At 71.2% G+C, this 25,974-nt stretch carries 24 protein-coding genes; 10 read left to right on the forward strand and 14 right to left on the reverse strand.

Going from position 1 to position 25,974, the window contains the following annotated elements; translation table 11 throughout:
* Positions 1-7: 7 nt before the first annotated feature.
* From uvrB to N8N77_RS02245, 4 genes are all read right to left on the reverse strand, one after another.
* Positions 8-2,089: an excinuclease ABC subunit UvrB gene (gene uvrB / locus N8N77_RS02230; protein WP_261164295.1), complete on the reverse strand. Its 2,082-nt coding sequence runs from the start codon at positions 2,087-2,089 to the stop codon at positions 8-10.
* 68 nt (positions 2,090-2,157) lie between these two features.
* Positions 2,158-2,646, reverse strand: coding sequence for a cupin domain-containing protein (locus N8N77_RS02235; protein ID WP_261164296.1), 489 nt, complete (start codon positions 2,644-2,646; stop codon positions 2,158-2,160).
* A 128-nt stretch (positions 2,647-2,774) separates the two neighbouring features.
* Entirely contained in the window at positions 2,775-4,124 is a 1,350-nt protein-coding gene (locus N8N77_RS02240; RefSeq protein ID WP_261164298.1) for an amidohydrolase family protein, read from the reverse strand.
* Between the two features lie 34 nt (positions 4,125-4,158).
* The gene (locus tag N8N77_RS02245; protein ID WP_261164300.1) at positions 4,159-4,860 is read right to left on the reverse strand and encodes a FadR/GntR family transcriptional regulator; all 702 of its coding nucleotides are present in this window, start codon (positions 4,858-4,860) and stop codon (positions 4,159-4,161) included.
* Positions 4,861-5,056: 196 nt separating this feature from the next.
* Between N8N77_RS02245 and N8N77_RS02250 the strand changes: the two genes are divergently transcribed.
* The 6 genes from N8N77_RS02250 to N8N77_RS02275 all read left to right on the forward strand — a co-directional run bounded on the left by N8N77_RS02250 (position 5,057) and on the right by N8N77_RS02275 (position 10,965).
* Positions 5,057-6,631 (forward strand): AtzH-like domain-containing protein, encoded by a 1,575-nt coding sequence (locus N8N77_RS02250; protein WP_261164302.1) that lies wholly within the window; start codon positions 5,057-5,059, stop codon positions 6,629-6,631.
* Between the two features lie 28 nt (positions 6,632-6,659).
* Complete coding sequence (locus N8N77_RS02255) at positions 6,660-7,709, forward strand: ABC transporter substrate-binding protein (RefSeq protein ID WP_261164304.1); 1,050 nt, start codon at positions 6,660-6,662, stop codon at positions 7,707-7,709.
* 64 nt (positions 7,710-7,773) lie between these two features.
* Entirely contained in the window at positions 7,774-8,550 is a 777-nt protein-coding gene (locus N8N77_RS02260; RefSeq protein WP_261164306.1) for an ABC transporter ATP-binding protein, read from the forward strand.
* Complete coding sequence (locus N8N77_RS02265; RefSeq protein ID WP_261164307.1) at positions 8,547-9,413, forward strand: ABC transporter permease; 867 nt, start codon at positions 8,547-8,549, stop codon at positions 9,411-9,413. Before N8N77_RS02260 ends, N8N77_RS02265 begins: the two co-directional genes overlap by 4 nt.
* Positions 9,413-10,222: a creatininase family protein gene (locus tag N8N77_RS02270; protein ID WP_261164308.1), complete on the forward strand. Its 810-nt coding sequence runs from the start codon at positions 9,413-9,415 to the stop codon at positions 10,220-10,222. Before N8N77_RS02265 ends, N8N77_RS02270 begins: the two co-directional genes overlap by 1 nt.
* A complete protein-coding gene (locus N8N77_RS02275) occupies positions 10,219-10,965 on the forward strand; it encodes a cysteine hydrolase family protein (RefSeq protein ID WP_261164309.1) in 747 nt (248 codons plus the stop codon). The genes N8N77_RS02270 and N8N77_RS02275 overlap by 4 nt, the downstream gene beginning before the upstream one ends.
* Here N8N77_RS02275 and coaE read toward each other — a convergent pair.
* Positions 10,939-11,556, reverse strand: coding sequence for a dephospho-CoA kinase (coaE, locus tag N8N77_RS02280; protein ID WP_261164310.1), 618 nt, complete (start codon positions 11,554-11,556; stop codon positions 10,939-10,941). The two genes, N8N77_RS02275 and coaE, sit on opposite strands and share 27 nt — an antisense overlap.
* Before the next feature lie 347 nt (positions 11,557-11,903).
* Here coaE and N8N77_RS02285 point away from each other — a divergent pair, with 347 nt between their 5' ends.
* The 4 genes from N8N77_RS02285 to N8N77_RS02300 all read left to right on the forward strand — a co-directional run bounded on the left by N8N77_RS02285 (position 11,904) and on the right by N8N77_RS02300 (position 14,019).
* The gene (locus N8N77_RS02285) at positions 11,904-12,329 is read left to right on the forward strand and encodes a hypothetical protein (protein WP_261164312.1); all 426 of its coding nucleotides are present in this window, start codon (positions 11,904-11,906) and stop codon (positions 12,327-12,329) included.
* A gap of 41 nt (positions 12,330-12,370) precedes the next feature.
* On the forward strand, positions 12,371-12,934 hold the full coding sequence (locus N8N77_RS02290) for a signal peptidase I (protein WP_261164314.1): 564 nt from the start codon (positions 12,371-12,373) through the stop codon (positions 12,932-12,934).
* Positions 12,931-13,104, forward strand: a complete 174-nt coding sequence (locus N8N77_RS02295) for a SipW-dependent-type signal peptide-containing protein (protein WP_261164315.1) — start codon at positions 12,931-12,933, stop codon at positions 13,102-13,104. Before N8N77_RS02290 ends, N8N77_RS02295 begins: the two co-directional genes overlap by 4 nt.
* A 177-nt stretch (positions 13,105-13,281) precedes the next feature.
* Complete coding sequence (locus tag N8N77_RS02300; protein WP_314732501.1) at positions 13,282-14,019, forward strand: response regulator transcription factor; 738 nt, start codon at positions 13,282-13,284, stop codon at positions 14,017-14,019.
* Between the two features lie 12 nt (positions 14,020-14,031).
* On the opposite strand, the gene N8N77_RS02305 is transcribed toward N8N77_RS02300, so the two are convergent.
* From N8N77_RS02305 to rpsA, 9 genes are all read right to left on the reverse strand, one after another.
* Positions 14,032-15,687 carry an MFS domain-containing histidine kinase gene (locus tag N8N77_RS02305; protein ID WP_261164318.1) on the reverse strand — a complete coding sequence of 552 codons (1,656 nt, stop codon included), beginning with the start codon at positions 15,685-15,687 and terminating at the stop codon, positions 14,032-14,034.
* Between the two features lie 90 nt (positions 15,688-15,777).
* Positions 15,778-17,130 carry a hypothetical protein gene (locus N8N77_RS02310; RefSeq protein ID WP_261164319.1) on the reverse strand — a complete coding sequence of 451 codons (1,353 nt, stop codon included), beginning with the start codon at positions 17,128-17,130 and terminating at the stop codon, positions 15,778-15,780.
* Positions 17,127-18,494 (reverse strand): S9 family peptidase, encoded by a 1,368-nt coding sequence (locus N8N77_RS02315; RefSeq protein WP_261164321.1) that lies wholly within the window; start codon positions 18,492-18,494, stop codon positions 17,127-17,129. Before N8N77_RS02315 ends, N8N77_RS02310 begins: the two co-directional genes overlap by 4 nt.
* Before the next feature lie 86 nt (positions 18,495-18,580).
* Positions 18,581-19,519, reverse strand: coding sequence for a PaaX family transcriptional regulator C-terminal domain-containing protein (locus tag N8N77_RS02320; RefSeq protein WP_261164322.1), 939 nt, complete (start codon positions 19,517-19,519; stop codon positions 18,581-18,583).
* A gap of 30 nt (positions 19,520-19,549) precedes the next feature.
* The gene (locus N8N77_RS02325; RefSeq protein WP_261164324.1) at positions 19,550-20,803 is read right to left on the reverse strand and encodes a cytochrome P450; all 1,254 of its coding nucleotides are present in this window, start codon (positions 20,801-20,803) and stop codon (positions 19,550-19,552) included.
* 1 nt (position 20,804) lies between these two features.
* Positions 20,805-22,439: a phosphonate ABC transporter, permease protein PhnE gene (phnE, locus tag N8N77_RS02330; RefSeq protein ID WP_261164325.1), complete on the reverse strand. Its 1,635-nt coding sequence runs from the start codon at positions 22,437-22,439 to the stop codon at positions 20,805-20,807.
* Entirely contained in the window at positions 22,436-23,233 is a 798-nt protein-coding gene (phnC, locus tag N8N77_RS02335; protein ID WP_261164326.1) for a phosphonate ABC transporter ATP-binding protein, read from the reverse strand. Before phnC ends, phnE begins: the two co-directional genes overlap by 4 nt.
* Positions 23,234-23,252: 19 nt before the next feature.
* Positions 23,253-24,239: a phosphate/phosphite/phosphonate ABC transporter substrate-binding protein gene (locus N8N77_RS02340; RefSeq protein WP_261164328.1), complete on the reverse strand. Its 987-nt coding sequence runs from the start codon at positions 24,237-24,239 to the stop codon at positions 23,253-23,255.
* 239 nt (positions 24,240-24,478) lie between these two features.
* The gene (gene rpsA / locus N8N77_RS02345; protein WP_261164330.1) at positions 24,479-25,936 is read right to left on the reverse strand and encodes a 30S ribosomal protein S1; all 1,458 of its coding nucleotides are present in this window, start codon (positions 25,934-25,936) and stop codon (positions 24,479-24,481) included.
* Between the last annotated feature and the right edge of the window lie 38 nt (positions 25,937-25,974).

Below are 25,974 nucleotides of genomic sequence, written 5' to 3' on the forward strand. Positions count from 1 at the left end.
GGGCGGGTCAGGCGTGGCCGGCGCGCTCCATGGCGCGCAGCTCCTTCTTGAGGTCCTGCACCTCGTCGCGGAGCCGCGCGGCCAGCTCGAACTTCAGCTCGTCCGCCGCGGTGAGCATCTGCGCGGTGAGGTCGGCGATCGTCTCCTCGAGCTGCGTGGCGCCCTCGGCGGCGATGCCCTCGCGTTTGCGCAGCGGCGTGGGGCTCTTGCCCTTGCCCGACTTGGTGCGGGAGGCGTCGCGCTTCGAGAGCATCTCGGCCGTGTCGGCGCCCTCGCGGGCGAGCGCGTCGGTGATGTCGGCGATCCGCTTGCGCAGCGGCTGCGGGTCGATCCCGTTCTCCTTGTTGTAGGCGATCTGGATCTCGCGGCGGCGATTGGTCTCCTCGATCGCACTGCGCATGGACTCGGTGACCGTGTCGGCGTACATGTGCACCTGGCCCGAGACGTTTCGGGCGGCTCGCCCGATCGTCTGGATGAGCGAGGTGCCCGAGCGCAGGAAGCCCTCCTTGTCGGCGTCGAGGATCGCGACGAGCGACACCTCGGGCAGGTCGAGGCCCTCACGCAGCAGGTTGATGCCGACGAGCACGTCGTACACGCCCTGGCGCAGCTCGGTGAGCAGCTCGACCCGGCGCAGCGTGTCGACGTCGGAGTGCAGGTACCGCACGCGCACGCCGTGCTCGCCGAGGAAGTCGGTCAGCTCCTCGGCCATCTTCTTCGTGAGCGTGGTCACGAGAACGCGCTCGTCGCGGTCGACCCGCACCCGGATCTCCTCGAGCAGGTCATCGATCTGGCCCTTCGACGGCTTCACGACGATCTCGGGGTCGATGAGGCCGGTCGGCCGGATGATCTGCTCGACCACGCCGTCGGCGATGCCCATCTCGTACTTGCCCGGCGTGGCCGACAGGTACACGGTCTGGCCGATGCGCTCCTTGAACTCGTCCCACCGCAGCGGCCGGTTGTCCATGGCGCTGGGCAGCCGGAAGCCATGCTCGACGAGGGTGCGCTTGCGGGAGGCGTCGCCCTCGTACATGGCCCCGATCTGCGGCACGGTGACGTGCGACTCGTCGATGACCATGAGGAAGTCGTCGGGGAAGAAGTCGAGCAGCGTGTGCGGCGGCTCGCCGGGCATCCGGCCGTCGAGGTGACGCGAGTAGTTCTCGATGCCCGAGCAGAAGCCGAGCTGCTGCAGCATCTCGAGGTCGAACGACGTGCGCATCTGCAGGCGCTGCGCCTCGAGCAGCTTGCCCTGACGGTTCAGCTCGTCGAGGCGCTGCTTCAGCTCCTCCTCGATCGTCTTGATCGCCCGCTGCACGGTGTCGGTACCGGCCGCGTAGTGGGTGGCGGGGAAGATCGCGACGGCGTCCATCCGTTCGATCACGTCTCCCGTGAGGGGGTGGAGCTTGTACAGCGCCTCGATCTCGTCGCCGAACATCTCGATCCGGATCGCGTACTCCTCGTACACGGGGATGATCTCGATCGTGTCGCCGCGCACGCGGAAGTTGCCGCGCGAGAAGTCGACGTCGTTGCGGTTGTACTGCATCGCGATGAACTGCCGGATGATCGCATCGCGGTCGTACCGCTCCCCCACCTGCAGCGCGACGAGGGCACGCAGGTACTCCTCGGGCGAACCGAGGCCATAGATGCACGAGACGGTGCTCACCACGACGACGTCGCGGCGACTCAGAAGCGAGTTCGTCGTGGAGTGGCGCAGGCGCTCGACCTCGGCGTTGATGGACGAGTCCTTCTCGATGAAGGTGTCCGTCTGCGGCACGTACGCCTCGGGCTGGTAGTAGTCGTAGTACGAGACGAAGTACTCGACCGCGTTGTGGGGCATGAGCTCGCGGAACTCGTTCGCCAGCTGCGCCGCGAGGGTCTTGTTGTGCGCGAGCACCAGTGTCGGGCGCTGCACCTGCTCGATGAGCCACGCCGTCGTCGCGGACTTGCCGGTTCCCGTGGCACCGAGCAGGACGACGTCGGTCTCGCCGGCGTTGATGCGCGCGGCGAGCTCGGCGATCGCCTTGGGCTGGTCGCCGGAGGGCTCATACTCGCTGACGACCTCGAACGGCCGCACGCTGCGCGTGGTCTCCATGCCTCCAGCCTAGGCGCGGCCTCCGACACGGGATCCGGCCCCGGGCGGACGGCCCGGGGCCGCAGCGATCAGGCCGACGCGGCGAACGTCGCGATCCGACCGGCGTTGCGGTGATAGACCTCGCGGTCCGCAGCGTCCAGTTCGACCGGCTCGCCGCTCGCGACCAGATCGTAGAAGCCGGGCACGCTCGACTCCTCCGGCTGTGAACCGAGGTCGTTCGCCATGATCGTCACGGCGTAGAGGCGGTCGGTCGTCGAGGTGTTCTTGATGTGATGCACCGAGTTGGCAGGCAGGACGAGGACATCCCCCGCCGAGACCTCCACGCTGTGCTCGTCGCTGTACGCGACGCCGCTGCCCTGGATGAAGAGGAAGATCTCGACCGACGCGGGATGCGAGTTGTCCGGCTGCACGCCCTCGGGGTCCCAGATCTCGAAGAACACGCTCGTCGGGGAACCGTCGATCGGCCCGGTCAGGGGCACGAGCCGCACCGTGTCCTCGGCGGTGATGCGGTAGCACGTGAGGTCGCGGGTGTCTTTCAGTACGGGCGCGTCGGCCATGATGATCCGTCTTTCGTTCGGCGGGGCCGGCGGGTGGCGACCGGCGTGAGCAATCTAGGCATGCTGATGTTTCGGCGGCGTGACGACGTGGTCAGACAACCGACCACCGCGGCTCACCGCCGCGCGCGTCAGCCCTGGGCGGCGAGCCGCGGAAGGCGCTCGTGGATCTGGCGCGACGCCTCGGCGGCCAGGGGCGATTCGACGCGCCCCTCGCTGACGAGGCGTTCGCCGCCCACCCACACCTCCCGCAGGTTGCGCGTGCCGCACGCGAGCACGTACGTCCCGATCGGGTCCCACACCGGTCCGACGTCGGGCGAGCGCGGATCGACGACGAGGAAGTCCGCGCTCTTGCCCGGTTCCAGGGTGCCCACCCTGTCGCCCACGCCGAGCAGGTCGGCGGCGCCCGCCGTGTGCATCCGCAGCACGTCGGCGGCGCCGAGCACCGTCGGGTCCTGCTCGGCCGCGCGCACGGCGTACAGACCCATCCGCATGTTCTGCCACGGGTCGGCGAGGTCCGTGCACGCCTGGTCGTCGATGCCGAGGCCCACGCGGGCGCCCCTGCGCCGCCACTGGGCGACATCCGCGATGCCCGAGCCGAGTCGCCCGTTCGCCGTCGGTTGCCACGAGAAACCGCACCCGGCCTCGGCGGCTTCGGCCACGATCCGGTCGCCCGCGTGCACGAAGTGGCCGAAGATCATCGTCGTCCCGAGCGCGCCCGCGTCCCGGTACCAGTCGAACTTCGTGCGCTGGATGTCGACGCGGCTGTTCGTCTCGAGCAGATGGGCCTGATTCCGCAGCCCGTGCCGGCGCATCAGCTCGACCTCGATCTCGGCCGTGCGCGGCGATGACGACCACTGCTGTCCACCCGCGAGCGCGACGCCCAGGAACCGGTCGCCGCGCTTGCCCGCTGCATACGCGAGGACGTCCTCGACGCGAGCGACCGTGGCGGCGTCGTCGCCGTGTCCCTCGTCGAGGTACTCCGCGTGCACGAAGCGGATCCCCGCATCGAGCTTGGCGTCGAGCTGACGAAGCGAGAACTCCGGTTCACGGAGCCGGCCGATCGTGTCGCGACGACCGTCGCGCATCGGCTCCCAGGTCGTTCGGCGCTCGGTGAAATCCCATGCCGTCGTGATGCCGGCCGCGAGGACGTCGAGCGCGCCGTGCAGCGTGCACCAGTAGATGTCCTCGGCACGGGCGTTGCGGGTGACGCCGTACATCTTCTCGCACCAGCCGTACAGCGGCTCGTCGTTGCCGAGGCCCCGCGAACCGCTGGTGGCCAGGTGGGAGTGCGACGAGACGAAGCCCGGCGCGACGAACGCCCCACCGACATCCACGACGGGAACGTCGACGCTCGGCGGCGCGCCCTCGCCGACGGCTGCCACGAGCCCGTCGCGAACGTGCATCCAGGCGTCATCGAGAACGCGGTCCGCCGTGACGATGAGGCGGGCATGGGTGATCAAGACATCAGGTGAGGGCACTCGCGCACCCTAGCCCCGCCGTGTGACGGTCATGTCACGCGCGGCGCTGGGCGTCCTTGACCACCCGCCGGACCTCTTCGAGATGACGGGCCATCGCCGCGGCGGCCGCCGACCCGTCTCGCGCCACGACGGCCTGCAGGATCGCCCAATGTCCCGCCAATGCCACCTCACGACCGATCGACGTCTCGTGCACGAGGGGCAGGATGGCGTCCGAGGGCGCGCGCATCGCGCCCACCGACGCCGCCAGGAGGGGATTTCCCGTCGCCTCGGCGAGCGCGAGGTGGAACTCGCGGTCCACGGCGGCCGACGCCGCCACGTCGCTCGTCTCGGCCGCACGGCCCAGCAGATCCTCGAGCAGCAACGTCATCGCCTCGGTGGCTCGCCGTGCGGCGCGCCGCGCGACCCCGGGCTCGATGAGGTCCTCGAGGTCGGCGATCTGTTGCCAATCGGCCCCCGTCGACCCCAGCGAGGAGGACAGGGCAGCCGCCAGACCGGCCCGCTCGGCGACGATCGTGCCACGCCCGTGCCGCCTGATCAGATGCCCCCGCGCTTCGAGCTCGGCGAGGGCCTGGCGGATGGTGGCGCGCGAGACATCGAGCGATTCCGCAAGCGCACGCTCCGACGGCACGCGGTCACCGGGCTTCAGCTGCCCGCTCATGAGCAGATCGGTGAGGTGCGCCACCACCTCCGCCCCCAGGCTCCGCGAGCGACGGGCAAGCGGCGGGATGTTCGTCATGGGCGCCTCCGAGGTCAAGTGGTCAGACCATACAAGCGTCCCCCCTCCCGGTTTCGAACTCGACATCCGTTTGTTTCGGCGGTGTGAAGTGTTCGTCACGCGTTCGTTGATTCGCCGGCTCGCGCGAAACGACGCGCCTACAGTCGGACCAATCCACAGCGGGACGCGCTGATCCTCTGACACCACGAACGCGGATATGACACTCACTGGTCTGACCACTCTGATGCCCGGCTTTGCGCTGGACGCCGACGGGCCTCTGCCCGAGGGGCTCCTCGACGCCTTCGATGCGTACGAACGAGCGCTCGCCGCGGACGACGTGGACGCCCTCGACGACGCGTTCGAGGACTCGGACTTCGCCCTCCGCGGCGACGGAACTCAGATGCTGCGGGGGCGGGAGGCGATCAGCTCGTTCCGCTCGGCCCGCGGCGGCATCCCGCGGCGCACCGTCCAGACGCTCCACGTGAGGCCGCTCGGCGACGACGCCGCCGTGGTCATCGCGATGCTGCAGTCACCCTCCGGCGCCCGCGGACAGCAGACGCACGTCTGGCGTCGACGTCATGGCATGTGGCGCATCGTCGCTGCCCACGTCTCCTCTACGGCCGCGAAGCCGATCGACGCGACGGTCTGGGTGGCGGCCGGAGACCCGCTGATCGCGCCGACGCGATCCGGGGAGCTCGACGGCGTCACGGTCGCCGTGAAGGATCTCTTCGAGGTGGCGGGATTGCAGGTCGGCGCCGGCGTCCCCGCCTTCCGATCCGCACAGCCCCGTGCCGAACGCCATGCTCCCGCCGTCGGTCGTCTTCTCGACGCGGGCGCCGCCGTGGTGGGCATCGCTCACTCCGACCAGTTCGCCTACAGCCTCTCGGGCATCAACTCGCACTACGGAACGCCGATGAACCCGGCCGCGCCCGACCGGATCCCCGGAGGCTCGTCCTCGGGGCCGGCGGTCGCCGTCTCGCGGGGGCAGGCATCGGTCGGGCTCGGCACCGACACGGCGGGATCGGTGCGCGTGCCGGCGTCGTATCAGGGTCTGTGGGGTCTGCGCACCTCGCACGGCGCGGTCCCGCTCGAGGGCGTCGTGCCGCTCGCGCCCTCGTTCGACGCCGTCGGATGGATCACGCGTGAGGGCGCTCTCCTCGAGCGGATCGCCGGCACGATGCTCCCCGACTCCGCCACGATGCCCCTCGACGATGCCGAGGTGGTGTCGGTCTCGGTCCTCTCCTCGCTCGCCTCGACCCCCGTTCGCTCGGTGTTCGAGGATGAAGCGGCGCGCATCGGCGCTCGGCCCCTGGACGTGGAGCTCCCGCTCGAGGAGTGGTTCGCGGCCTTCCGCACGCTGCAGGCGTGGGAGGCCTGGCAGACGCACGGCGCCTGGATCGCGGCCCACCCCGGCAGTCTCGGCGCCGATGTCGCCGCGCGCTTCGCCGCGGCGGCGCAGGTGTCGGAGGCCGACGCCGCTGCCGCCCGCGCGGTGGTCGCCGAGGCGCGCTCCGCCGTCCGCGCACTGCTGGCCCGCAGAATCCTCGTCCTGCCCAGCACGGCGAATCCCCCCGTACGCCTCGACGCCGTGCAGGAGGCCATCGACGCCGACCGCGCCGACACGCTCCGCCTCACCTTCCTCGCGTCCCTCGCCGGGCTCCCCGCGCTCTCGGCGCCGCTGCTCCGTGTCGACGGCCTGCCCGTCGGGCTCGGCTTCGTCGGCCCGGCGGGAAGCGACGCCGCCCTCGTGCGACGCGCCCTCGATCTTGCTCCTTCCCGCACCGCTTCCTGATCGCGCACCACCTCACCCACGGAGAATCATGACCACACGCTCCCCCCGTCGTCGCATGACGACCGTCGCGGCGCTTTCGCTCGCGACCGCCCTGTCCCTCGCGTCGTGCGCGGTGTCCGAGGACACGGCGGCGTCCGCGGACGAAGCCACGTCGCTCGACATGGTGCTCGCCTGGTACCCCGACCCTGAAAGCGGCGGCTTCTACGCGGCCGAAGCGCTCGGCTACTACGACGACATCGATCTCGACGTGTCCTTCACCCCCGGCGGCCCGAATGTGTCGTCCACCCAGATCGTCGCGAGCGGTCGGTCCGCGTTCGGCATGAGCGACGCCGGCGCCGTGCTGCAGGCGCGCGCCGAGGGGATCCCCATCGTCGCCATCGCCGCCATGTACCAGATCAACCCGGTCGGCGTCATGGTGCACGCCTCGCGCGGCGTCGAGAGTTTCGAGGACATGCGGGACATGACCTTCGTCTCTCAGACCGGCCAGATCGGTCCCGAGTGGGTGGGCAGGCAGCTGGGCGTCGAGCTGAAGACGCAGGCCTACAGCGGCTCCATCGCGAACTTCATCAACGACGACTCGCTGGTGCAGCAGGGGTGGCCGACCAACGAGACCTATCAGGCGCTCGAGCAGGGGGTCGAGACGGACTTCTTCCCCTATGCGGAGGCTGGCATCAACCCGTACAACGACGTGATCTTCACGACGGAGGAGTTCCTCGCGGAGAACCCCGAGGTCGTGCGGGACTTCCTCGAGGCCTCGATGCAGGGCTGGTACGAGTACATGAGCGACATCGAGGCCGCAACGGCCGGGAACGAGCTGCTGCTCGCCGACAACGAGGAGCAGTCGCCGGAGCTGCAGTGGTACGGCTGGGACCGGCAGCGCGAGTACATCGTCGCCGAGGAGGGCGCCGGGCAGCTCGGCACGATGACGGAGGAGCGGTGGGCGACGCTCATCGACCAGTTCGTCGAGCTCGGCCGGCTCGAGGAGCCGCTGGAGCCGTCGGAGGTGTTCGACGCCTCGTTCCTGCCCGACATCGCCGCCCCGACGGAGCTCCCGCCCGCACCCGAGGGCAGCTACTGATCATCCCTCCGGCCGGCCCTGCCACACGCAGGGCCGGCCGGTCCCCGGAACACCTGGAGTCGCCATGACCACTGCCACGCTTGCGGACGTCGTCGTCGAGGAGACCGCGAAGCCGCTCATCGAGTTCTCGCGCGTCGAGAAGACCTACAGCAACGGATTCCAAGCCGTCACTCCGTTCGACCTGAGCGTCGACCGTGGCGAGATCGTCTCGCTGGTCGGTCCTTCCGGATGCGGCAAGACCACCGTCATCCGGATGGCCGCCGGGCTTTCGAAGATCACCGGCGGGACGCTGACCCGCCGCACCGACGAGCTGGCGTACGTGTTCCAGGATCCGACGCTGCTCGCCTGGCGAAACGTGCGCAGCAACGTGGAACTCGTGGCGAAGCTGAAGGGCGTCGACAAGGAGACGCGACGCGCGGCTGCCACCCGTGCCATCGAGACGGTCGGGCTCAGCGCGTTCGAGAAGGCGCTGCCGCGTCAGCTGTCGGGGGGCATGAAGATGCGTGTCTCCCTTGCGCGCGCCATCACCGGCTCGCCCGACCTGCTCCTGATGGATGAACCGTTCGCCGCGCTGGACGAGTTCACGCGCGCGACGATGCAGCGGGAGCTGTTGCGCCTGTGGCGCGCGAACGACTTCAGCGCCATGTTCATCACGCACTCGATCAGCGAGGCGGTGACGCTCGGGCACCGCGTCGTCGTCATGGCGTCCAAGCCCGGACGCATCGCGGCCGTCCTGACCTCGCCGAGCCCACCCGACAAGGGCGACACACCGCGCGACGAGCAGGCGCTCGCCGAGCTGAGCTCCGAGATCTCCGCCATGCTCGCAGGAGGCGAACGATGACGATCACCGTCCCCTCCCCGGTCGGCACCACCTCCACCGCCACCTCCCCCGGTGCCCGCCCGGCCGGACGCGCGCGGGCCCGCAGGATCCGGCGCGCCGTTCTCCCACCCGTCGTCGCGCTGGTGGCGTTCCTCGTGCTGTGGCAGGCGATCGTCAGCGTCTTCGGTCTTCCGCCCTACCTCATGCCCGGCCCCCTCGACTTCGCGGCCGCGATCGGCGACCGCATGGTCGAGATGCTCCCCGCCACGTGGGTGACGGTGCAGGAGTCGTACCTCGGGTTCGTCCTCGCCTCCGTCTCGGGCTTCATCGCCGCGCTCATCATGGCCCGGTGGGACGTCGCCGAGCGCGCGCTCTACCCGTACCTGGTCATCCTGCAGACGATCCCCATCATCGCGATCGCCCCGCTCTTCGTCGTCTGGTTCGGCGCGGGGGTGGGCACCAACGCCCTGATCGCGGCGATGATCGCGGTGTTCCCCGTTGCGGCGAACGGCCTGCAGGGCATGAAGTCGACCGATCGCAATCTCGTCCAGCTCTATCGCATGGCGGGCGCCGGCAGCTTCGTCCAGCTGTTCTCGCTCCGCGTGCCTTCGGCCCTCCCGGCGCTGCTCACCGGGCTTCGCATCGCCGCCGGATCGAGCGTGATCGGCGCGATCGTGGGCGAGTTCGTCGCCGGCATCGGCGGGGGCGACGGAGGGCTCGGATACATCATCACGCTGAACGCGACGCAGCTGCGCACGGCGGAGCTCTTCGTCGCCGTCCTGCTCGCCAGCATCGTCTCCCTGATCCTCTTCGGCGCCGTCGCGCTGATCGAGCGTCAGCTGCTCAAGCGCTGGCACGAGTCCGCCCTTCCCGAGGAGGAATGATGCCCACATACCGCCTGGCAGAGCTGAGCACCGCTCAGATCGCCGCGATCGACAAGCGCGATGCCGTCGTGGTGCAACCCATCGGCGCCATCGAACAGCACGGTCCGCACCTGCCCGTGCTGACCGACGCGCTCACCGCCGAGACGATCGCCGAGCGCGCGGTCGCCTCGCTCGGTCCGGACAGCAACGTCTGGCTGCTGCCGACGCTCTCGTACGGCAAATCCAGTGAGCACCTGGGCCGCGCCGGCACGATCGCGATGTCGGCCAGCACACTGATCGCCGTGTGCCTCGATCTCGGCCGCTCGCTCGCCGCGAGCGGGTTCCGCAAACTCGTGTTCGTCAATGGACACGGGGGTCAGCCGAACCTGCTCGACATGGTCGCGCGCGACATTCGCATCGAGACCGGCCTGGAGGTGTTCCCCCTCATGCCCGGCCGCTTTCCGCTGCCCGAGGGGATCGAGCCGGCCGACCCGCACTACGGCATCCACGGCGGCCACATCGAGACGAGCATTGTCTGGTCGATCCGACCCGACCTGGTCCAGATGGACCAGGCGCGGAAGGACGGCGACGTGCTCGGCGAGGTCTACGCCGGCATGAAGCACCTCACCCTCGAGGGCACCGTCCCGACCGCCTGGGTCACCGACGATGTGTCGGCCTCCGGGACGATCGGGGACCCGACAGCCGCGTCGCGCGAGACGGGCGACCTCATCGTCGCCAGCCAGGTGGGGATGCTCGCGGAGGTGCTCGAGGAGGTGCGGGCTTTCGCGTTCCCGACGCTCGTGCCGTCGCCGTCGGGTGCGCTCCAATGACCGCCCGGATCCGCGACTGGCCGCGCGACGCGACGCACGTCGACCTGCGGCGACCCGAACTCCCCGTGCGCGCCGTCGAGATCGCGGCGGCCCCGCAGCGGCTCACCGTCGATCTCGAGCGCACGGCGATCATCGTCGTCGACATGCAGAACGACTTCTGCGCCGCGGGCGGTTGGCTCGACAGCATCGGCGTCGACGTCTCCCCCGCCCGAGCCGCGATTGCGCATCTCGAGCGCATCCTGCCCGCGCTGCGGGACGCCGACGTTCCAGTCATCTGGCTCAACTGGGGCAATCGCCTCGATCGGGCGAACCTGCCGCCCAACGTCCTGCACGTGTACGACGCCGACGGCTCGGGCGGAGGCATCGGCCAGCCCGCCGGCAGGAGCGAGGCCGTGCTCACCCGGGGCAGCTGGGGCGCCGCGATCGTCGACGAGCTCTCGCCCGGCCCTTCCGACGTCCACGTCGACAAGTTCCGGATGAGCGGATTCTTCGACACCCCGCTCGACTCCGTCCTGAAGGCGCGCGGCATCGACACCGTGCTGTTCGCCGGCGTCAACGCGGATCAGTGCGTGGCCGCGACGCTCATGGACGCGGCGTGCCTGGGGTACGACGTCGTCATGGTCGAGGGCGCAAGCGCCACGACCTCGCCCGCGTACTGCTACGACGCGACCGTCTACAACGTGCGGCAGTGCTTCGGGTTCACCGTGACGCCCGATTCACTGCTCGAGGCGTTGCGCCGCTGAGCCGGTGAGCCGCTCCCAGAGATCGTCGGCCTGGCGCAGGGTGTCGTCCAGCGTGCCCGCGGTGTCGATGACGACGTCCGCCACGGCGAGGCGCTCGGCGTCGCTGGCCTGATTCGCGATGCGGGCCCGCGCGTCGGCGTGCGTCATGCCGCGCTCGGCGACGAGCCGCTCCTCGCGCACTCCGGCCGGGGCGTGCGCCACCACCACGAGGTCCCACTCCCCCGTGCCGCGCGCCTCGGCGAGCAACGGCACGTCGTAGACGACGACCGCGCGCGGGTCGGCGGCGAGCGCCTCGGCGAAGCGGCGCTGCGACTCGGCCCTCACGGCGGGGTGCACGATGGCGTTGAGCCGCGCGAGCGCGTCGGGGTCTCCGAAGACGACGGAGCCCAGCGCGGCCCGGTCGAGCGATCCGTCGTCGCGGACGACGCCGGAAAAGGCCTCGCCGATCGCGCGCGTCACCTCGGTGCCCGGCTGTTGCAGCTCGCGGACGAGAGCGTCGGCGTCGATCACGACCGCCCCGCGGTCGGCCAGCCGGCGGGCGATCGTGGACTTGCCGGAGGCGATTCCCCCGGTGAGCGCGACGAGAGGCATGCCCCCAGTCTGTCACTCGGCGGCAGACGCGCTCACGGCGCACCCGGGACTTCGTGCCGCCCGGTCCGGTGCTCCACAGGAGGTCCCCGCGCTCCCCAGGTAATCCCCGGGGATCCCTTCGCCAATACGTGGATCGCCTTGAGGAGCGACTGACCCCTCGTTTGGTCGTCATGCCTACCGTGGCGGACGGCGGAAGCGCCAGAGAACGCGCCACCGCACGATCCATCACCCCGAAAGCAGAACAATGACCATCTCCCGCCACCCCCTCCCCGCGGCGCGCCGGCGCTCGCCGCCCCATCGCCGCCGTCGCCCTCGCCGCTCTCGCGGTCGGCGGCATCGGTGCCGCCGTGACCACCGCAGCCTGGACCGACAACACCCTCTTCTCGGCCAGCGCCGACGCCGCCACCTTCGATCTCGAGGGATCGATGGACGGCGCCACCTGGGTCGAGTCCGACGACCCCGCCGCCATCCAGCTGGCCGTGCCGGCGAGCACGTTCGCCGACCTGCTTCCCGGCGAGAGCCGCAGCGTCACGCTGCACGTGCGGAACGTGGGCTCGGTGAGCGCCGCACTCTCGTCGAGCGTCGTCTTCAGCAACAGCACCTTCACGACCAACCCGACCGCCACCGTCGACGGTCTCGCCACCCCGCTGTTCGCGAACACCGCCGACGAGTTCACCCTGACGGTCACGGCGCCCGAGGACTGGAGCACGAGCAACCAGGGCCAGTCGGCGTCGATCGTCGTGACGATCTCGGGCCAGGCCGTCGCCTCCTGAGGCTCGGCCGACCCCGACCGCGCTTCCCTAGAAGAGACACCATGATGCAGTTCCTGCGCCGCACCGCCCTCACCGCACTGTGGCTGCTCGCCGGCTTCGGCTTTCTCTGCGGCGCCACGTCGGCCGCGACGAGCGCGGGGCTCATCAAGCCGCTGGTCGTGGTCTCGGGCTCCATGGAGCCCGAGATCATGACCGGCGACCTCCTCATCGCACGGAAGGTCCCGACGGCCGGTCTCCGCGTGGGCGATGTCGTGAGCCTGCCGAGCCCGCTCACGGACGACCTCGTCACGCACCGCATCGAGCAGATCACCACGGACGGATCCGGCGGGCTCCTGCTCACCCTGAAGGGCGACAACAACCCCTTCTCGGACGCCGTCGACTACGCGGTTTCCGGCCACGTGTGGCAACCCGCCCTCCAGCTGCCGGGATGGGGCGCGGCGATGACCCGCCTCGCCACGCCGGTCGTGGCGGCGCCGCTGCTGTGCGGGCTGATGGGGCTCCTGGGCCTGACGCTCCTCGCGCCGGCGGACGCCCGACCCCGCCGCGCGCCGGCGGGGGATCCAGAGGTGGACGCCGCCGCGCTCCCCGGACCGAGCTCCCCGTGAGTCCGCGCTCGCCCGCCCGCCACGCCGCCACCCTCGTCGCGTTGCTGCTGGCGATCGCCGGCGCGACAACCGCAGCCGCCGGCGGGCATGCCGAGACCAGCGCCAGCTGGACGGATCGCGCCCACGTGACGGCGCCCGTGACCTCCGGGACGTGGGATCCCGGTCCCTGACGGCGGCGTTCCCACCGCGGTGCGCCCACGGCGCGTCGCCCGGCCCGCAACATGCGTTGCTCTCCCCCGCGTGGCGAGCGGGAGCGGCCTCAGCCGCTGATATTCTGGTCGCCCACCGACGATATATCGCAGGTGCGGCGACTCACTTCGGGAGAACCAGCAATGGAGCAGGCGCGCGTGGCCGTTGTCATCGAGGACGAGCCGGACATCCGCTCCCTCGTGTGCGAGGTGCTTGAGCAGGCAGGCTTCGAGACGCGCGCCGCCGGCACGGGGGCGGAAGGCATCGCGCTGGTGCGCGAGCATGATCCCGTCGTGACGACCCTCGACGTGAGCATGCCCGGCATGGACGGCTTCGAGGTCGCGAAGCGTCTGCGCACGTTCAGCAGCACGTATCTCGTGATGCTCACCGCACGGACCGACGAGATCGACACGCTCCAGGGGCTGCAATCCGGCGCCGACGACTACGTGACCAAGCCGTTCCGCCCGCGCGAGCTGCGCGCTCGCGTCGAGGCCATGCTGCGCCGCCCGCGCACGCTGCAGGCCGACCCCGTCCCCGCGGCGGCGCCCCAGAGCGTGCCCGCCGACGACGAGTGGGTGGAGCACGACGGGCTCCGCGTGAACGAGGCCAAGCGGATCGCGACCGCCGACGGCGCACCGGTCGCGCTCACCCGCAGCGAGTTCGACATCCTCCTCGAGCTGCTGAGCGCCCAGGGGCGGGTCGTGCGCAAGGAGAGCCTCGTGCTGCTGCTGCGCGGCGAGCGGCACACCGGTGGCAGCGGGTACGTGAGCGAGAGCGACATCCGCGCGATCGAGGTGCACGTGGCGAACCTGCGCCGGAAGCTGGGCGACCAGCCGAGCGAGCCGCGCTGGATCGAGACGGTCCGCGGTATCGGGTACCGGCTCACCGCCCGGTGAGCTTCGGCCGGCTCAGAGAACCTCCGCGGGGACCGCGACGGGCAGGCGGACGACGAAGGTCGCCCCCTCCCCCGGCGCGCTCTGCACCTCGATGTCACCGCCGTGGCGCCGCGCGATGTCTCGGCTGATCGCCAGACCCAGCCCGCTGCCGTGGATGCCCGTGTTGCGCACGGTGTCGGCGCGGAAGAACCGGTCGAAGAGATGGGGAAGCTCCTGGGGGCTGATGCCCTCGCCGTCGTCACGCACGACGATCCATGCCGCCCCTTCGCCGCTGCCGCACGAGACCTCGACCCGCCCGCCTGGGCGGTTGTACTTGATCGCGTTGGACAGCAGGTTGTCGACTACCTGACGGATGCGCAGCGGGTCGATGCGCGCCGTGACCGGCTCGAGCGCCGTGGCGTCGACGTGGATGCCGCGCTCGGAGGCCCGCGGCGCCGCCGCTTCCAGCGCGGCGTGCACGATGTCGGCGAGGTCGGCGGCGGCCGGTCGGATGGTGATCCGGTCGGCACCGCGAGAACCCGCAGAGGCGGTGAGGATGTCGGCGATGAGGTCGAGCAGCCGCTCCGCATTCCGCTGCGCGACGGACAGGCTGTGGGCGACCGATGGCGAGACGGACGCGTCGTCGAGCGCGAGGTCGAGATACCCCACGATCGACGTCAGTGGGGTGCGCAGCTCGTGCGAGACGGAGGAGATGAGGTCCTCCCGCGCGCGCAGGGCAAGCTGCTCGGCCGTGACGTCCTCCGATACGACGATCATCCCCCCGTCGTCGCCGTCGACATCCGCGTCGTCCCCGCGGCGGTGACCGCCGCCCAGCCTGCGGGCGGTGACGCTGAGGGCGAGGCGATCCTCCCCCGCTTCGCCGTACCAGACCAGCTCGTTCTCGAACGCCTCGCCGCGACGCGCGCGCTCCTGAGGCGAATCGTGCGACGGGATGGGCGTGACGCCGTCGGCCGCGTAGAGGCGGCGCTCGTGCTGGCACTGCAGGCGCACCTGCGCCTCATTGCGCAGCACGACGCGCCCGTCGGAGGAGTACCGCGTCACGCCGAAGTCGACCGCGTCGAGCACCTCGCGCAGCGTGTCCTCCTCGCGATGAGCGCGTTGAGCCGCCCGTTCGAGCATCCGCGACTGTTCGTCCAGCAGCGCCCGCTGCGCGGAGATGCGGCGCGACATGACGTTGCTGACGGCGAGGAGCGCGATGATCGTGAAGGGCAGGAGCAACGTCGAAGCCGCCACCCCGGTCTCGGCGTCGAAGGCCAGGCTCAGCAGGAAGATCGCGACGATCACGGCCCCGGCGACCAGGGCGGCCACCATGCCGAACGACCACGCGATCCACATGGCGGGGAACGCCCAGATGAAGCCGAGCCCCGAGGTGGGGCCGGCCTCGCGCAGCACGCCGACGGCCACGATGTCGAGCGCGGGGATGGCGATGATCAGCACCCGCGGCACCAGATGCCACGGGATGGCCAATGCCAGGCCCGTCGCGACGGCGACGATCGTGACGGCGGCGATGAGCGCCGGCACGCGCATCTGCGGGTCGAGGAGCACCACGAGCGCGGTCGACACGGCGACGACGGCGGCGAACAGCAGCTGGTTCAGTATGACGGTGCGCGACTTCCGCCGCGCCTCCGGGCGTGGCAGTCCCCCGCTCACCGGCAGTCCCGTCGTCATGCTGTTCACGCTATCAACGCCGCGGCTCCCGCACGGACGGGCGCGGGCCGGCGCGGGGGCGCTGCCGCCTCCCGCGCCGGCCCGGTTCGATCAGCCCCTGTAGGTGCCCCAGTCGCCCGCATCCCAGGGCCGTGCGGGTGTGCCCAGCCGCGGCTGCTGCACGAATCGCGCGTCGCCGAGCGCGATGTCGGCGTGCGCCTGCAGCGCCGTCAGCTCGCGCTCGAGCGCCGCCGGGGACGTCGCCGACCAGCGCCCGGTCTCGATTCGATCGAGCAGCACGCGGATCGCGACGGCCTCCTCGCCGGGGGTGAAGGTGCAGTGCCCGTCGGCCGAGACGACGAGCTGGCGCAGCAGCGGCGCCGCGCCGGCCGCGCGCACGGTCTGCGCGTACGCCTCGTCGTCCTGCGTCGATCCCGCCCCATCGCCCGTGGTGTGCAGCGACAGCACGGGCGCCGACAGCTCGCCCGTGAAGGTCGACGTGCGCTCGACGAACGCCACCGCCGCGGGATCGGCCGAGAGCCGCTCGGCGCCCGCGAGGGTGTCGAGGTCGTCCTGCAGCGACAGGCCCGCCTCTCGATACGCGGCGACCACCTCGGGCCAGCGCCCCGACTCGTGCAGCGCGCGCTCGTAGTCGACGCCGGTGTTCCACGAGAACACGCCGCCCACCGTGCGCTCGTAGCCCACGCGCACGTGCGATCCCATGGCGAACGGCAGGTGCTCGAGGTAGCGATCGATCCGCGCGTCGAGGTCGGAGGCCGGCAGCGGCTGGCCCGTCGCGCGGTCCACGGCGGGGATCTTCGACAGCGCGGCCGCGAGCGCGGCGCGCGCACGGCCCTCCTCGGACGCGCCCGCCTTCGCCACGAGGTCGTTCATGGCCGCGAGCTCGGCGCCGGCGTCCTCGATCCCCGTGATGCGCATGGGCGAGTCGGGATCGACGAGCTCGCGCAGGGCGAAGGCCGTGTCGAGCTTGTAGTTCCAGGTGCTGATGTTGCCCGCGCCACCCCCGCACATCGGCAGGGCGCCGTCGAGCCATTCGGGCTGCGCGTCGGCGACGATGCGCGTCGTCAGCCCGCCCTGCGAGCGCCCCGCGACGATCGTCGTCTCCGGGGTGGCGCCGGCGAATCCGGCGAAGCGCTCGCGCGCCGCCGCGGCGTTGTCACGATCCTGCTCCAGGTCCCAGTCGTCGCTGAGGTCGTATCCGATCACCCCGATCCCCTCGGAGACGAGCCAGTCGGCGATGGGCGCGTCGAGGTTGCCGCGCCCCGGCATCACGATCAGCGCCCCCTCCCAGTCGACGGGCTGCCGCAGCGCATAGGCGGCGCCGCCGAGCAGCGTGCCCTCGTCGGCACGCTCGCCGTCGGCGGCGGCGGCCGGGGACCCGACCGCGAGCGGCGCGATCAGCGCGGTCACCGCGAGCGCGGTGGCCACCGTTCCCCGCCTCATCGGTTCTCCTCCCGCTCGGGGCGCAGCATGGCGTCGGGCGTGTACGAGACGAAGGATCCGTCCCCGCGGGTGAGGCCGTCGCGCGCCGCGATGGCGTCGGCGCTGGCGTTGAGTGCGCGCGGCGTGGCGACGTTCGCCCAGCGGCCGGTGTCGAGCCGCTCCTGCAGCGCCGTGACCATCGCCGCGATCTCCGCGTCCGCGTAGGCGCAGTGTCCGGGCCGGTCGACGAAGGCCTGGCGCAGCAGCGCGTTGTCGCCGTGGGCGCGCACGCGATCGGCATAGGTGCGCGCCTGGGCCACGATCGGCGCGGTGTCGCCGGTCTCGTGCAGCGTGAGAACCGGACCGGCGATGTCGCCGGTGGGCGTGGCGTTGGCCTGCATGTAGGCGACCGCGCGTGGGTCGGCCGAGATGCGCTCGGCTCCGGCCAGCGTCGCCAGGTCGTCGCGGAGGTCGAGCCCGGCCTGCGCATACAGCTCGCTGACGAGGCGCTTGTTGCCCGAGGCGACGAGCGCGCGCGAGTAGTCCACGCCGGTGTTCCACGAGAAGTTCCCGCCGGCGCGCTCCTCGAGCGGCTGCCGCGGCGAGACGACACCCCACATGAAGATCTCGTACAGCTGTCGCTGCTGCTCCGCCCAGTCGCGCGGGTGCGGCTCGGCGCTGCCGACCTCGGTCCACACGGGCACCTGCGCGAGGCTCGCGGCGAGCGCGATGCGCGCCCGTCCTTCGGGGGTCTGCTGCGCCTCGTCCAGGAGCTGACCGAACGCCGCCTGACGCGCGCGCTCGTCCTTCACGTTCACGAGTTCGAGGCGCTCGTCGTCGGGCGCCAGGAGGGTGCGCAGCGCGAAGGTGCCGTCGAGGGATCCGTTGAGCATGGGGATCGCCCCGGCCACCGATCCGCACAGCGGCAGCGCGGCGTCGAACGCGTCGGGGTGCGCCTCCATGAGCGCCACCGAGACCTGGCCGCCCATCGACGAGCCCCACGCGATGACGTCGTCGGGCTCGCCCAGCTCCGCCGCGATGACGTCGACGAGGTCGCGCTGGTCCACGAGCAGGTCCTCGACCGCCCAACCGCCGGTGCTGCTGCTGGCTCCGGCCACGGCGTACCCCTCGCCGAGCAGCCAGTCGACGACCGCCGCCGACGGCCCGGCCGAGGGATTGCCGCCTCCCCCGCCGTATCCGGGGCTCCACACGAGGGCGGTGCCGTTCCAGTCGTCGGGGGTGTGAAGGACGTACGTGCCGCCGCTGGGCAGCGAACCGCGCAGCTCGTCGGCGACGGCCGGCGTGGCGGGTGCCAGCGCGGCGGCCGCGGCAAGCGCGAGGCCGGCCGCCGCGGCGGCGGGGATGCGAACGCGTCGCAGGGTCATGAGGGGTCCTTTCCGCGGCAGCCTCGACGTCGAGGCGCTCGCTCAGCGCTGAGCGTGCCGCGTGGTGGTGGTGCGGATGTCGCCGGTCAGGCGAGCAGCGTCGTGGACGCCGCGAAGGTGTGGTGCGAGACGAGCGGTGCGAGCTCGCTCGCGTGCGCGCCGAGGATGCGGCGGAACGCCGCCTCGGCGTACGGCCCCAGCCCGTCGTAGACGGTGGTGCAGATGGTGACGGCCTCGTGCAGCGGGTAGTCGTCGCCGAGGAGCTCGTGTGGGAGCAGCGGATCGGCATGCCGCAGGCGCCGCCAGTCGGCCATGATCGATGCGCGCACGCGGAGGGCCTCGCCGCCGAGTCCCGGATCGGTCGCGTTCGCGGCGGCCTCCACCCTCTCGGCCACCGGGCGCCAGCGGCGGTTGAACGCCCGGTAGTCGCGCGCGAGTTCCGCCAGCCCGAAGGCGTCGCGGATCGATCGGGCGCCGGCCTGCTCCGGCAGGCGCGCCCCGGTGAACGCCGTGAGCTGCTCGGCCCGCAGGGCGCCGCGGAAGGCGCGGCGCACCTGGGCCACCTGCTCGGCATGGTCGCCAGGTCGCACCCACACCGCGTCGTAGAGATTGCCGAAGCCCTGCTGACGCAGTCGCTCCCGGATCGCTCGACGCACCTCCTTCGCGTCCTCCGGCAGGGAGTAGGCGACGAGCGTCCAGGTGCCGTCCCATTCGGGCGGCAGGTGGCTGAGGAAGAGCCGCCGCACGTGCTCGTTGACGCGCTCCTGGCTCATCGGCGGAACGGAGTAGGCGGTCTGGCGCCCCTGCTTCACGAGCGTGAAGAACCCGCGCTGTGCCAGGCGCTGGATCGCCGCCCGTGCCCCCGACGCCGTGATGTCGAACACCGCGAGCAGGTCGACCAGCGCCGCCGACGGCACCGGCTCGCTGCGCAGGTACCAGTGGTCGCCCAGCAGCACCGTCAGCAGCTGCTGCGGTCGCGGCCCCTGCTGGAACCGCGGCATCGTGGAGCCGGTCGGGTGCGACACCGTCCGATCCTCCCACCTGCGGGCCATCCGTCAGGCCGACGCCGGGCGGGCGGCGGGCACGAGCGTCAGGGGGACGGAGCGCGGTCCGTACTCGAGCCAGTTCATCATCTCGACTTCGCCGGCGAGGGCGAACCGCTCCGTGCGCTCCAGCACCGTCTGCAGCGCGATGAGCAGTTCCAGCCGCCCCATCGTCGCGGCCGGGCAGCGGTGCGGCCCACGGCCGAACGCGAGGTGGGAGTTGCCGGGGCGGCGCAACACGAAGGCGTCGGGGGCGTCGAAGGCCGCCGCGTCGCGGTTGCCGGACGGGAACACGAGCGCCACCGGTTCGCCCTCCCGCACGACGCGGCCGTGCACGACGACGTCCTCGCGGGCCGTGCGGGCGAAGACGCGGTAGGGGGCGTGCAGGCGCAGGAACTCCTCGATCGCCGCCGGCAGGTCCTCGGGATGCGCGCGCAGGTGATCCTGCAGCTCCGGCTCAGTGGCGAGGTGCACGAGGCAGCTGCCCAGCACGGCTTGAGGTGCGGCCATCCCCGCGACGATCATCTGCCGGATCGTCGCGATCGCGGTCTTCTCGGTGATGTGGTTGGCGGGGTCCAGCGCCGCCGCGTGCAGGCTCGCGACGAGGTCGGTGCGCGGGTCGGCGCCGGCGGCGAGCCGGTCGCGGTAGACCTGCTCCGCGATCTCGTACAGCTGCGCGCTGCACTCGGCGATGACCGGCTCGTCCATGTCCTGGATCGCGAACCCGTAGCGCACGCCGATCTCGCGGATCCGGCGGGTGAGCTCGATCGACATGCCGAGGAAGGCGGCGAAGCAGTCCATCGCGAACGGCGCCGCGAAGTCGGCCACGCCGTCGCCGCGTCCGCGTGCCACGAGCGCGTCGACGAGGCGCTCGGCGCTGGCGCGGAAGCCGTCCTCCCGCTCGCGCACCACCGCGCGCCGCAGCACGGGATCGATGGCCTCGCGGTAGGCGTCGTGCTCGGGCGGGTCGAAGTGCAGCGGCGGGCGCCGCGACGAGCGCGGCACGTGCGGCACGACGTTCTGCACGGAGGTGATGAACCGCTCGTCCTGGGCGATCGCGACGATGTCGTCGTACGTCATCGCCGACCAGAACCCGCCGAACTCCTCGCTCCAGGGGAACGGGTTCTCCCGCCGCAGGGCGGCGTAGTCGTGGTGGGCGCTGCCGAACGTCTCATCGAGCGCGGGCGCCCACTCCGAGCCGCGCTCGGCTCGCGGCGTCGCGTCGACCGCGGCGTCGCTGCCGTATCCGAACGGGCAGATCGCCATGTCAGATCACCTTCTTCCGCGCCCAGCGGGCCACGCCCTCGAGCAGCACGACCACGACGATCAGCCCGATGAGGATGCCGGCCGTGACGTCGTAGTGCAGCGTGGCGATCGACTCGTCGAGCAGGAACCCGATGCCGCCGGCGCCGACGATGCCGAGCACGGCCGATTCGCGCAGCGACAGGTCGGACGTGAACAGGCTGTTGCCGATGAAGCTGGGCACGAACTGCGGCCACACGGCGCTCACGAACACCTGCACGCGGTTGGCGCCGGTCGCCTCGAGGGCGCGGATGGGCGCCGGGTCGACGGCCTGCAGTGAGTCGGTGAAGAACTTCGACGCCAGGGCGGTGCTCGAGATGGTCAGCGCCAGGAAGCCGGCGAACGGCCCGAGCCCCAGGGCGGCGACGAAGATGAGCGCGTAGACGATGTCGGGCACGCCGCGCACCACCACGATCAGGCCGCGCAGCGCGATCGACAGCGGCTCGAAGCGGATGAGGTGGCGCGTGGAGAGCACCGCGATCACGAGCCCGAACAGCACGCCGAACGTCGTCGAGGTGAGCGCCATGACGACGCTTTCGAAGATGCCGAGCATCACGTCGGTCGAGAAGGCGGGCGGGATGAAGCCGCTCAGCAGCGCGGTGGCGTTCGCCCAAGCGGTGCCTAGCCGGGCGGGGTCGAAGGAGAGCTGCGTGAGCGAGGCGAGGAACAGCGCGACGGCTGCCGCTCCCCCGCCGACGCGCAGCGCGCGGGCGCGGTTCCAGCCGGGCGCCGCGGCGTCGGTGCCCGCGCCGTAGAGCTGGGCGACGGTGTGCTCCTCGGCGTGCTCGGCGACCGCCCGCTGGGCGAGGTACGAGACGAGCTCGAGCGCGAGCAGCATCACGACGATGACGATGATGATGCCCGCCGCGCGGCGGTAGTTGAGCGAGCCGATCGCCGTCTGCAGCGCCACGCCGATCCCGCCGGCGCCCACGAGGCCCAGCACCGCCGAGGCGCGGATATTGATGTCGAGCCGGTAGAGCACGAGCGACGTGATCGAGGGCAGCGCGCGGCTGAGCGTGGTGGCGATGAAGTTCTGCACGCGGCTGGCTCCCACCGCGGCGATGGCGTCGCGCGGCGCGGCGTCCTGCTCCTCGAACACGTCGGCCATCATCTTGGCGATCATGCCGACGGAGTGGAACGCGATCGCGAGGCCGCCGGCAAGCGGCCCGAGCCCGAAGATCCGCACGAAGACGAGGGCGAACACGAGCGAGGGCACGGCGCGCGTGAGCACGATGACGACGCGGGCAAGCGCCTGCACCACGCGCGGCCCGGTGTACGTGCGGGCGGCCGCGGCGGCGAGCGGGATGGACAGCAGCGCCGCGATGCCCGTGCCGGCGATGGCGATCCACAGCGTTTGCAGGGCGAGGCTGAGGATGCCGGGAACGTTCTCCGCCGACGGCGGCACCATGCGCTCCACCAGCCGTGCGAGGTCGCCGAGGCCGGCGGCGAGGGCATCGGGGCGGATGTCGATCCACCACACGCCGAACACCGTGACGGCGAGGTACGCGATCGGGATGCCGATCGTCGCGGGCGAGACGCGCGGCGGGCGCAGCCGCGGGGCCACCGGTGGCGCCTGCGGCGCCTCGAGCAGCTGGGTCATTTCGTGGCCTTCGCTCGCTCGTAGACCGCGCGGATCTCGGCCTCGGTCGTCTGGCTGGTCGGTGCGTCGAGGATGAACGATCCGTCGCGCACCGCGACGACGCGATCCGACACCGCGAGGGCGAGATCGACCTGGTGCAGCGAGCAGATGACGGTGAAGCCGTCTTCGGCGCTGAGCTTCTTGAGCGTCTCGAGCACCGAGACGCTCGCGTTCGGGTCGAGCGAGGCGACCGGCTCGTCGGCGAGGACGAGCTCGGCGTCCTGCATGAGGGTGCGCGCGATGGCGACGCGCTGCTGCTGGCCGCCCGAGAGGGTGTCACAGCGCTGGAAGCGCTTGTCGGCGAGGCCGACCCGCTCCAGGTTGGCGACGGCCTTCTCGCGCAGGGCGCGCGGGTAGGTGGAGATGCCGTAGCGCGGCAGGCGCAGCGAGCCGAGCGCCCCCATCAGCACGTTCTCCATCGCGCTGACGCGGCCGACGAGGCCGAACTGCTGGAACACGAAGCCCACCCGCGTGCGGAGCCGCTGCAGCTCGCGGCGTCCGCACGCGGCGGGGTCGGTGCCGAGCACGGTCAGCCGGCCCGCGGTGGGCCGGTGACCGCCGTTGATCAGGCGCAGCAGGGTCGATTTGCCGGCGCCGGAGGGGCCGATGAGCGCGACGAACTGGCCGGGGTGCACGGCGAGGTCGACATCGCGCAGCACGGTGTTGTCGCCGAAGCGCATGCTGACGGATTCGATGGCGACGCTGGGCTGCGTCGTGGGGGTGCTCACGGTCTTCTCCTGCGCTGCGATGGTCATGCTGCTTCCCGATCCCGTCTCACTCGCTGCGGCAGACCTCGGACTGCGTCGCCTCGCAGATCTCGTCGATCATGTCGTAGTCCGAATCGGTGGCGGGCTCGAAGGCGAAGGCGCCCGTGCCGCCCCATTCGCACGCCATCTGCCCGGCGTACTCCTCGCCCCACTCGGCCGGCGCCTCGCGCTGCTGGTCGTCGCACAGACCCGCTTCGGCGGCGGTGACGGCGTTGTACTCGAGCACCGCGTCGGTGATCTGCTGCTTCAGCTCGTCGCCGAGCCAGTCGCCCACGACGAGAGGCGTGCCGGGGATGTCCTCCGACGTCCAGACCGTCTTGGTGTCGCCCTCGGCGATGACGCCGCGGGCCGGGAGGATGTCGGTCACGAAGGTCGCGGCGACGAAGGCCACGTCGCAGTCGCCCGCAAGCATCTGTGTGACGGCGACGTCGTGCGAGCCGACGAACAGCGGGTTGATGTCTTCCTCGGGGTCGATGCCGGCGTCGACGAGGCCCGCCGCCGCGGCGAGGTAGCCGGTGGACGACGCCGCGTCGGTGAAGCACACGTCGCGACCGGCGACGTCCTCGATCGAGGCGATGTCGGAGTCGGGGGTGGTGACGCCGATCGACTGCACCGCACCCGAGCCCGGCTCGGGGGTGCGCTGGTCCTTGGCGACGGGCGTGATCTCGGCGACGTCCTTCGCCAGGTAGTACGAGAAGGCGCCGTACGTGGCGATGTCGACGCGCTCGGCGACCTGGGCCTCGATGACGCCGGCGTTGCTCGAGACCGCCTCGATCGTGGTGGGGATGCCGGTCGCCTCCTCGATGGCGGCGACGATCGGCAGGAACGAGCGCTCCAGCGCCTCGCTGTCGTCGGTGGGCACGACGGCGAAGGTCAGCTCGCTCGGGCCCTCGGAGGTGCCCGCCGCGGGCCGGGCGTTGGGGCTCGCGCCGCAGGCGCTCAGCAGCAGGCCCGCTGCGGCGAGGACGGCGAGGGTGGGCAGGGTCTTCCGCATATCGCACTTCCTTGTGTCGATGTGGTGCGGCCACGGAACGCACTATGCGGGTCGATCAGTCGCGAATCTGTGGCCTATGGGACTTGCCCAGTAGAGCACAGATGGTTGAGATCCTCAATAGTCTCTCGGGCGCGTGACGGATCCGCGATGCGCGTTGGTCTCCTCGGACGAGCGTCGGCGCCCGCGAACGCCGAAAGGCCGGACCCCCGAGGGGATCCGGCCTTTCGTGTCAGCGGTGCTTACGCGCCGGCGAGCTTCTCGCGCAGCGCGGCGAGAGCCTCGTCGTCGGCGAGCGTGCCGGAGCCGGTCGACTCAGAGCTGAAGCTCTGGCCGGCCGAGCCACCGAAGTCGTCGCCCGCGGCGGCCTCGGCCTCGAGGGCCTTGGCGACCTGCGCCTTGTGGGCCTCCCAGCGAGCCTGAGCGGCGGCGTACTCGTCCTCCCACTTCTGGCGGGCCTCGTCGAAGCCCTCCAGCCACTGGTTGGTCTCCGGGTCGAAGCCCTCGGGGTACTTGTACTCGCCGTTCTCGTCGTACTCGGTGGTCATGCCGTACAGCGCCGGGTCGAACTCGGTGCCGTTGGGGTCGACCATCTCGTTCGCCTGCTTGAGCGAGAGCGAGATGCGGCGGCGGTCGAGGTCGATGTCGATGACGCGGACGAAGACCTCCTCGCCGACCGAGACGACCTGCTCAGCGAGCTCGACGTGCTTGTTCGACAGCTCCGAGATGTGCACGAGGCCCTCGATGCCGTCGGCGACGCGAACGAACGCACCGAACGGAACGAGCTTGGTGACCTTGCCCGGCGTGATCTGACCGATCGCGTGGGTGCGGGCGAAGACCTGCCACGGGTCCTCCTGCGTCGCCTTGAGCGACAGCGACACGCGCTCGCGGTCGAGGTCGACCTCGAGGATCTCGACGGTGACCTCCTGGCCCACCTCGACGACCTCGCTGGCGTGCTCGATGTGCTTCCACGACAGCTCCGAGACGTGCACGAGGCCGTCCACGCCGCCGAGGTCGACGAACGCACCGAAGTTGACGATCGACGAGACGACGCCCTTGCGGACCTGACCCTTGTGCAGGTTGTTGAGGAACTGCGTGCGGGTGGCCGACTGCGTCTCCTCGAGGAGGGCGCGGCGCGAGAGCACGACGTTGTTGCGGTTCTTGTCGAGCTCGAGGATCTTCGCCTCGATCTCCTGGCCGAGGTACGGCGTGAGGTCGCGGACGCGGCGCAGCTCGATGAGCGAGGCCGGCAGGAAGCCGCGCAGGCCGATGTCGACGATGAGGCCGCCCTTGACGACCTCGATGACGGTGCCGGTGACGACGCCGTCGTTCTCCTTGATCTTCTCCACGTCGCCCCAGGCGCGCTCGTACTGCGCGCGCTTCTTCGACAGGATCAGACGGCCTTCCTTGTCCTCCTTCTGGAGAACGAGCGCCTCGACGACGTCGCCGACGCTGACGACCTCGTTGGGGTCGACGTCGTGCTTGATGGAGAGCTCACGCGAGGGGATGACGCCCTCGGTCTTGAAGCTCACGTCGAGCAGAACCTCGTCGCGGTCGATCTTGACGATCGTGCCCTCGATGATGTCGCCGTCGTTGAAGGATTTGAGAGTCTTCTCGACCGCGGCCAGGAAGTCCTCAGCAGAGCCGATGTCGTTGATCGCGACCTGCTTGGTGGCCGGGGCGGTCGTTGCGTTAGTCATGTAGTTGGTTTGCCTTATGGGGTTGAGGTCGGGCCTCG

Source organism: Microbacterium sp. Marseille-Q6965 (assembly GCF_946151065.1).
GTDB lineage: Bacteria > Actinomycetota > Actinomycetes > Actinomycetales > Microbacteriaceae > Microbacterium.

Excerpts from the sequence above, each read along its gene's own strand:
- N8N77_RS02275 (WP_261164309.1), top strand. The coding sequence starts at position 10,219 with ATGACCGCCCGGATCCGCGACTGGCCGCGCGACGCGACGCACGTCGAC.
- N8N77_RS02265 (WP_261164307.1), top strand. The coding sequence starts at position 8,547 with ATGACGATCACCGTCCCCTCCCCGGTCGGCACCACCTCCACCGCCACC.
- N8N77_RS02270 (WP_261164308.1), top strand. The coding sequence starts at position 9,413 with ATGCCCACATACCGCCTGGCAGAGCTGAGCACCGCTCAGATCGCCGCG.
- N8N77_RS02260 (WP_261164306.1), top strand. The coding sequence starts at position 7,774 with ATGACCACTGCCACGCTTGCGGACGTCGTCGTCGAGGAGACCGCGAAG.
- N8N77_RS02340 (WP_261164328.1), bottom strand. The coding sequence starts at position 24,239 with ATGCGGAAGACCCTGCCCACCCTCGCCGTCCTCGCCGCAGCGGGCCTG.
- N8N77_RS02305 (WP_261164318.1), bottom strand. The coding sequence starts at position 15,687 with ATGACGACGGGACTGCCGGTGAGCGGGGGACTGCCACGCCCGGAGGCG.
- N8N77_RS02325 (WP_261164324.1), bottom strand. The coding sequence starts at position 20,803 with ATGGCGATCTGCCCGTTCGGATACGGCAGCGACGCCGCGGTCGACGCG.
- N8N77_RS02290 (WP_261164314.1), top strand. The coding sequence starts at position 12,371 with ATGATGCAGTTCCTGCGCCGCACCGCCCTCACCGCACTGTGGCTGCTC.
- phnE (WP_261164325.1), bottom strand. The coding sequence starts at position 22,439 with ATGACCCAGCTGCTCGAGGCGCCGCAGGCGCCACCGGTGGCCCCGCGG.
- N8N77_RS02235 (WP_261164296.1), bottom strand. The coding sequence starts at position 2,646 with ATGGCCGACGCGCCCGTACTGAAAGACACCCGCGACCTCACGTGCTAC.
- N8N77_RS02245 (WP_261164300.1), bottom strand. The coding sequence starts at position 4,860 with ATGACGAACATCCCGCCGCTTGCCCGTCGCTCGCGGAGCCTGGGGGCG.
- coaE (WP_261164310.1), bottom strand. The coding sequence starts at position 11,556 with ATGCCTCTCGTCGCGCTCACCGGGGGAATCGCCTCCGGCAAGTCCACG.
- N8N77_RS02255 (WP_261164304.1), top strand. The coding sequence starts at position 6,660 with ATGACCACACGCTCCCCCCGTCGTCGCATGACGACCGTCGCGGCGCTT.
- uvrB (WP_261164295.1), bottom strand. The coding sequence starts at position 2,089 with ATGGAGACCACGCGCAGCGTGCGGCCGTTCGAGGTCGTCAGCGAGTAT.
- phnC (WP_261164326.1), bottom strand. The coding sequence starts at position 23,233 with ATGACCATCGCAGCGCAGGAGAAGACCGTGAGCACCCCCACGACGCAG.
- N8N77_RS02250 (WP_261164302.1), top strand. The coding sequence starts at position 5,057 with ATGACACTCACTGGTCTGACCACTCTGATGCCCGGCTTTGCGCTGGAC.
- N8N77_RS02310 (WP_261164319.1), bottom strand. The coding sequence starts at position 17,130 with ATGAGGCGGGGAACGGTGGCCACCGCGCTCGCGGTGACCGCGCTGATC.
- rpsA (WP_261164330.1), bottom strand. The coding sequence starts at position 25,936 with ATGACTAACGCAACGACCGCCCCGGCCACCAAGCAGGTCGCGATCAAC.
- N8N77_RS02315 (WP_261164321.1), bottom strand. The coding sequence starts at position 18,494 with ATGACCCTGCGACGCGTTCGCATCCCCGCCGCCGCGGCGGCCGGCCTC.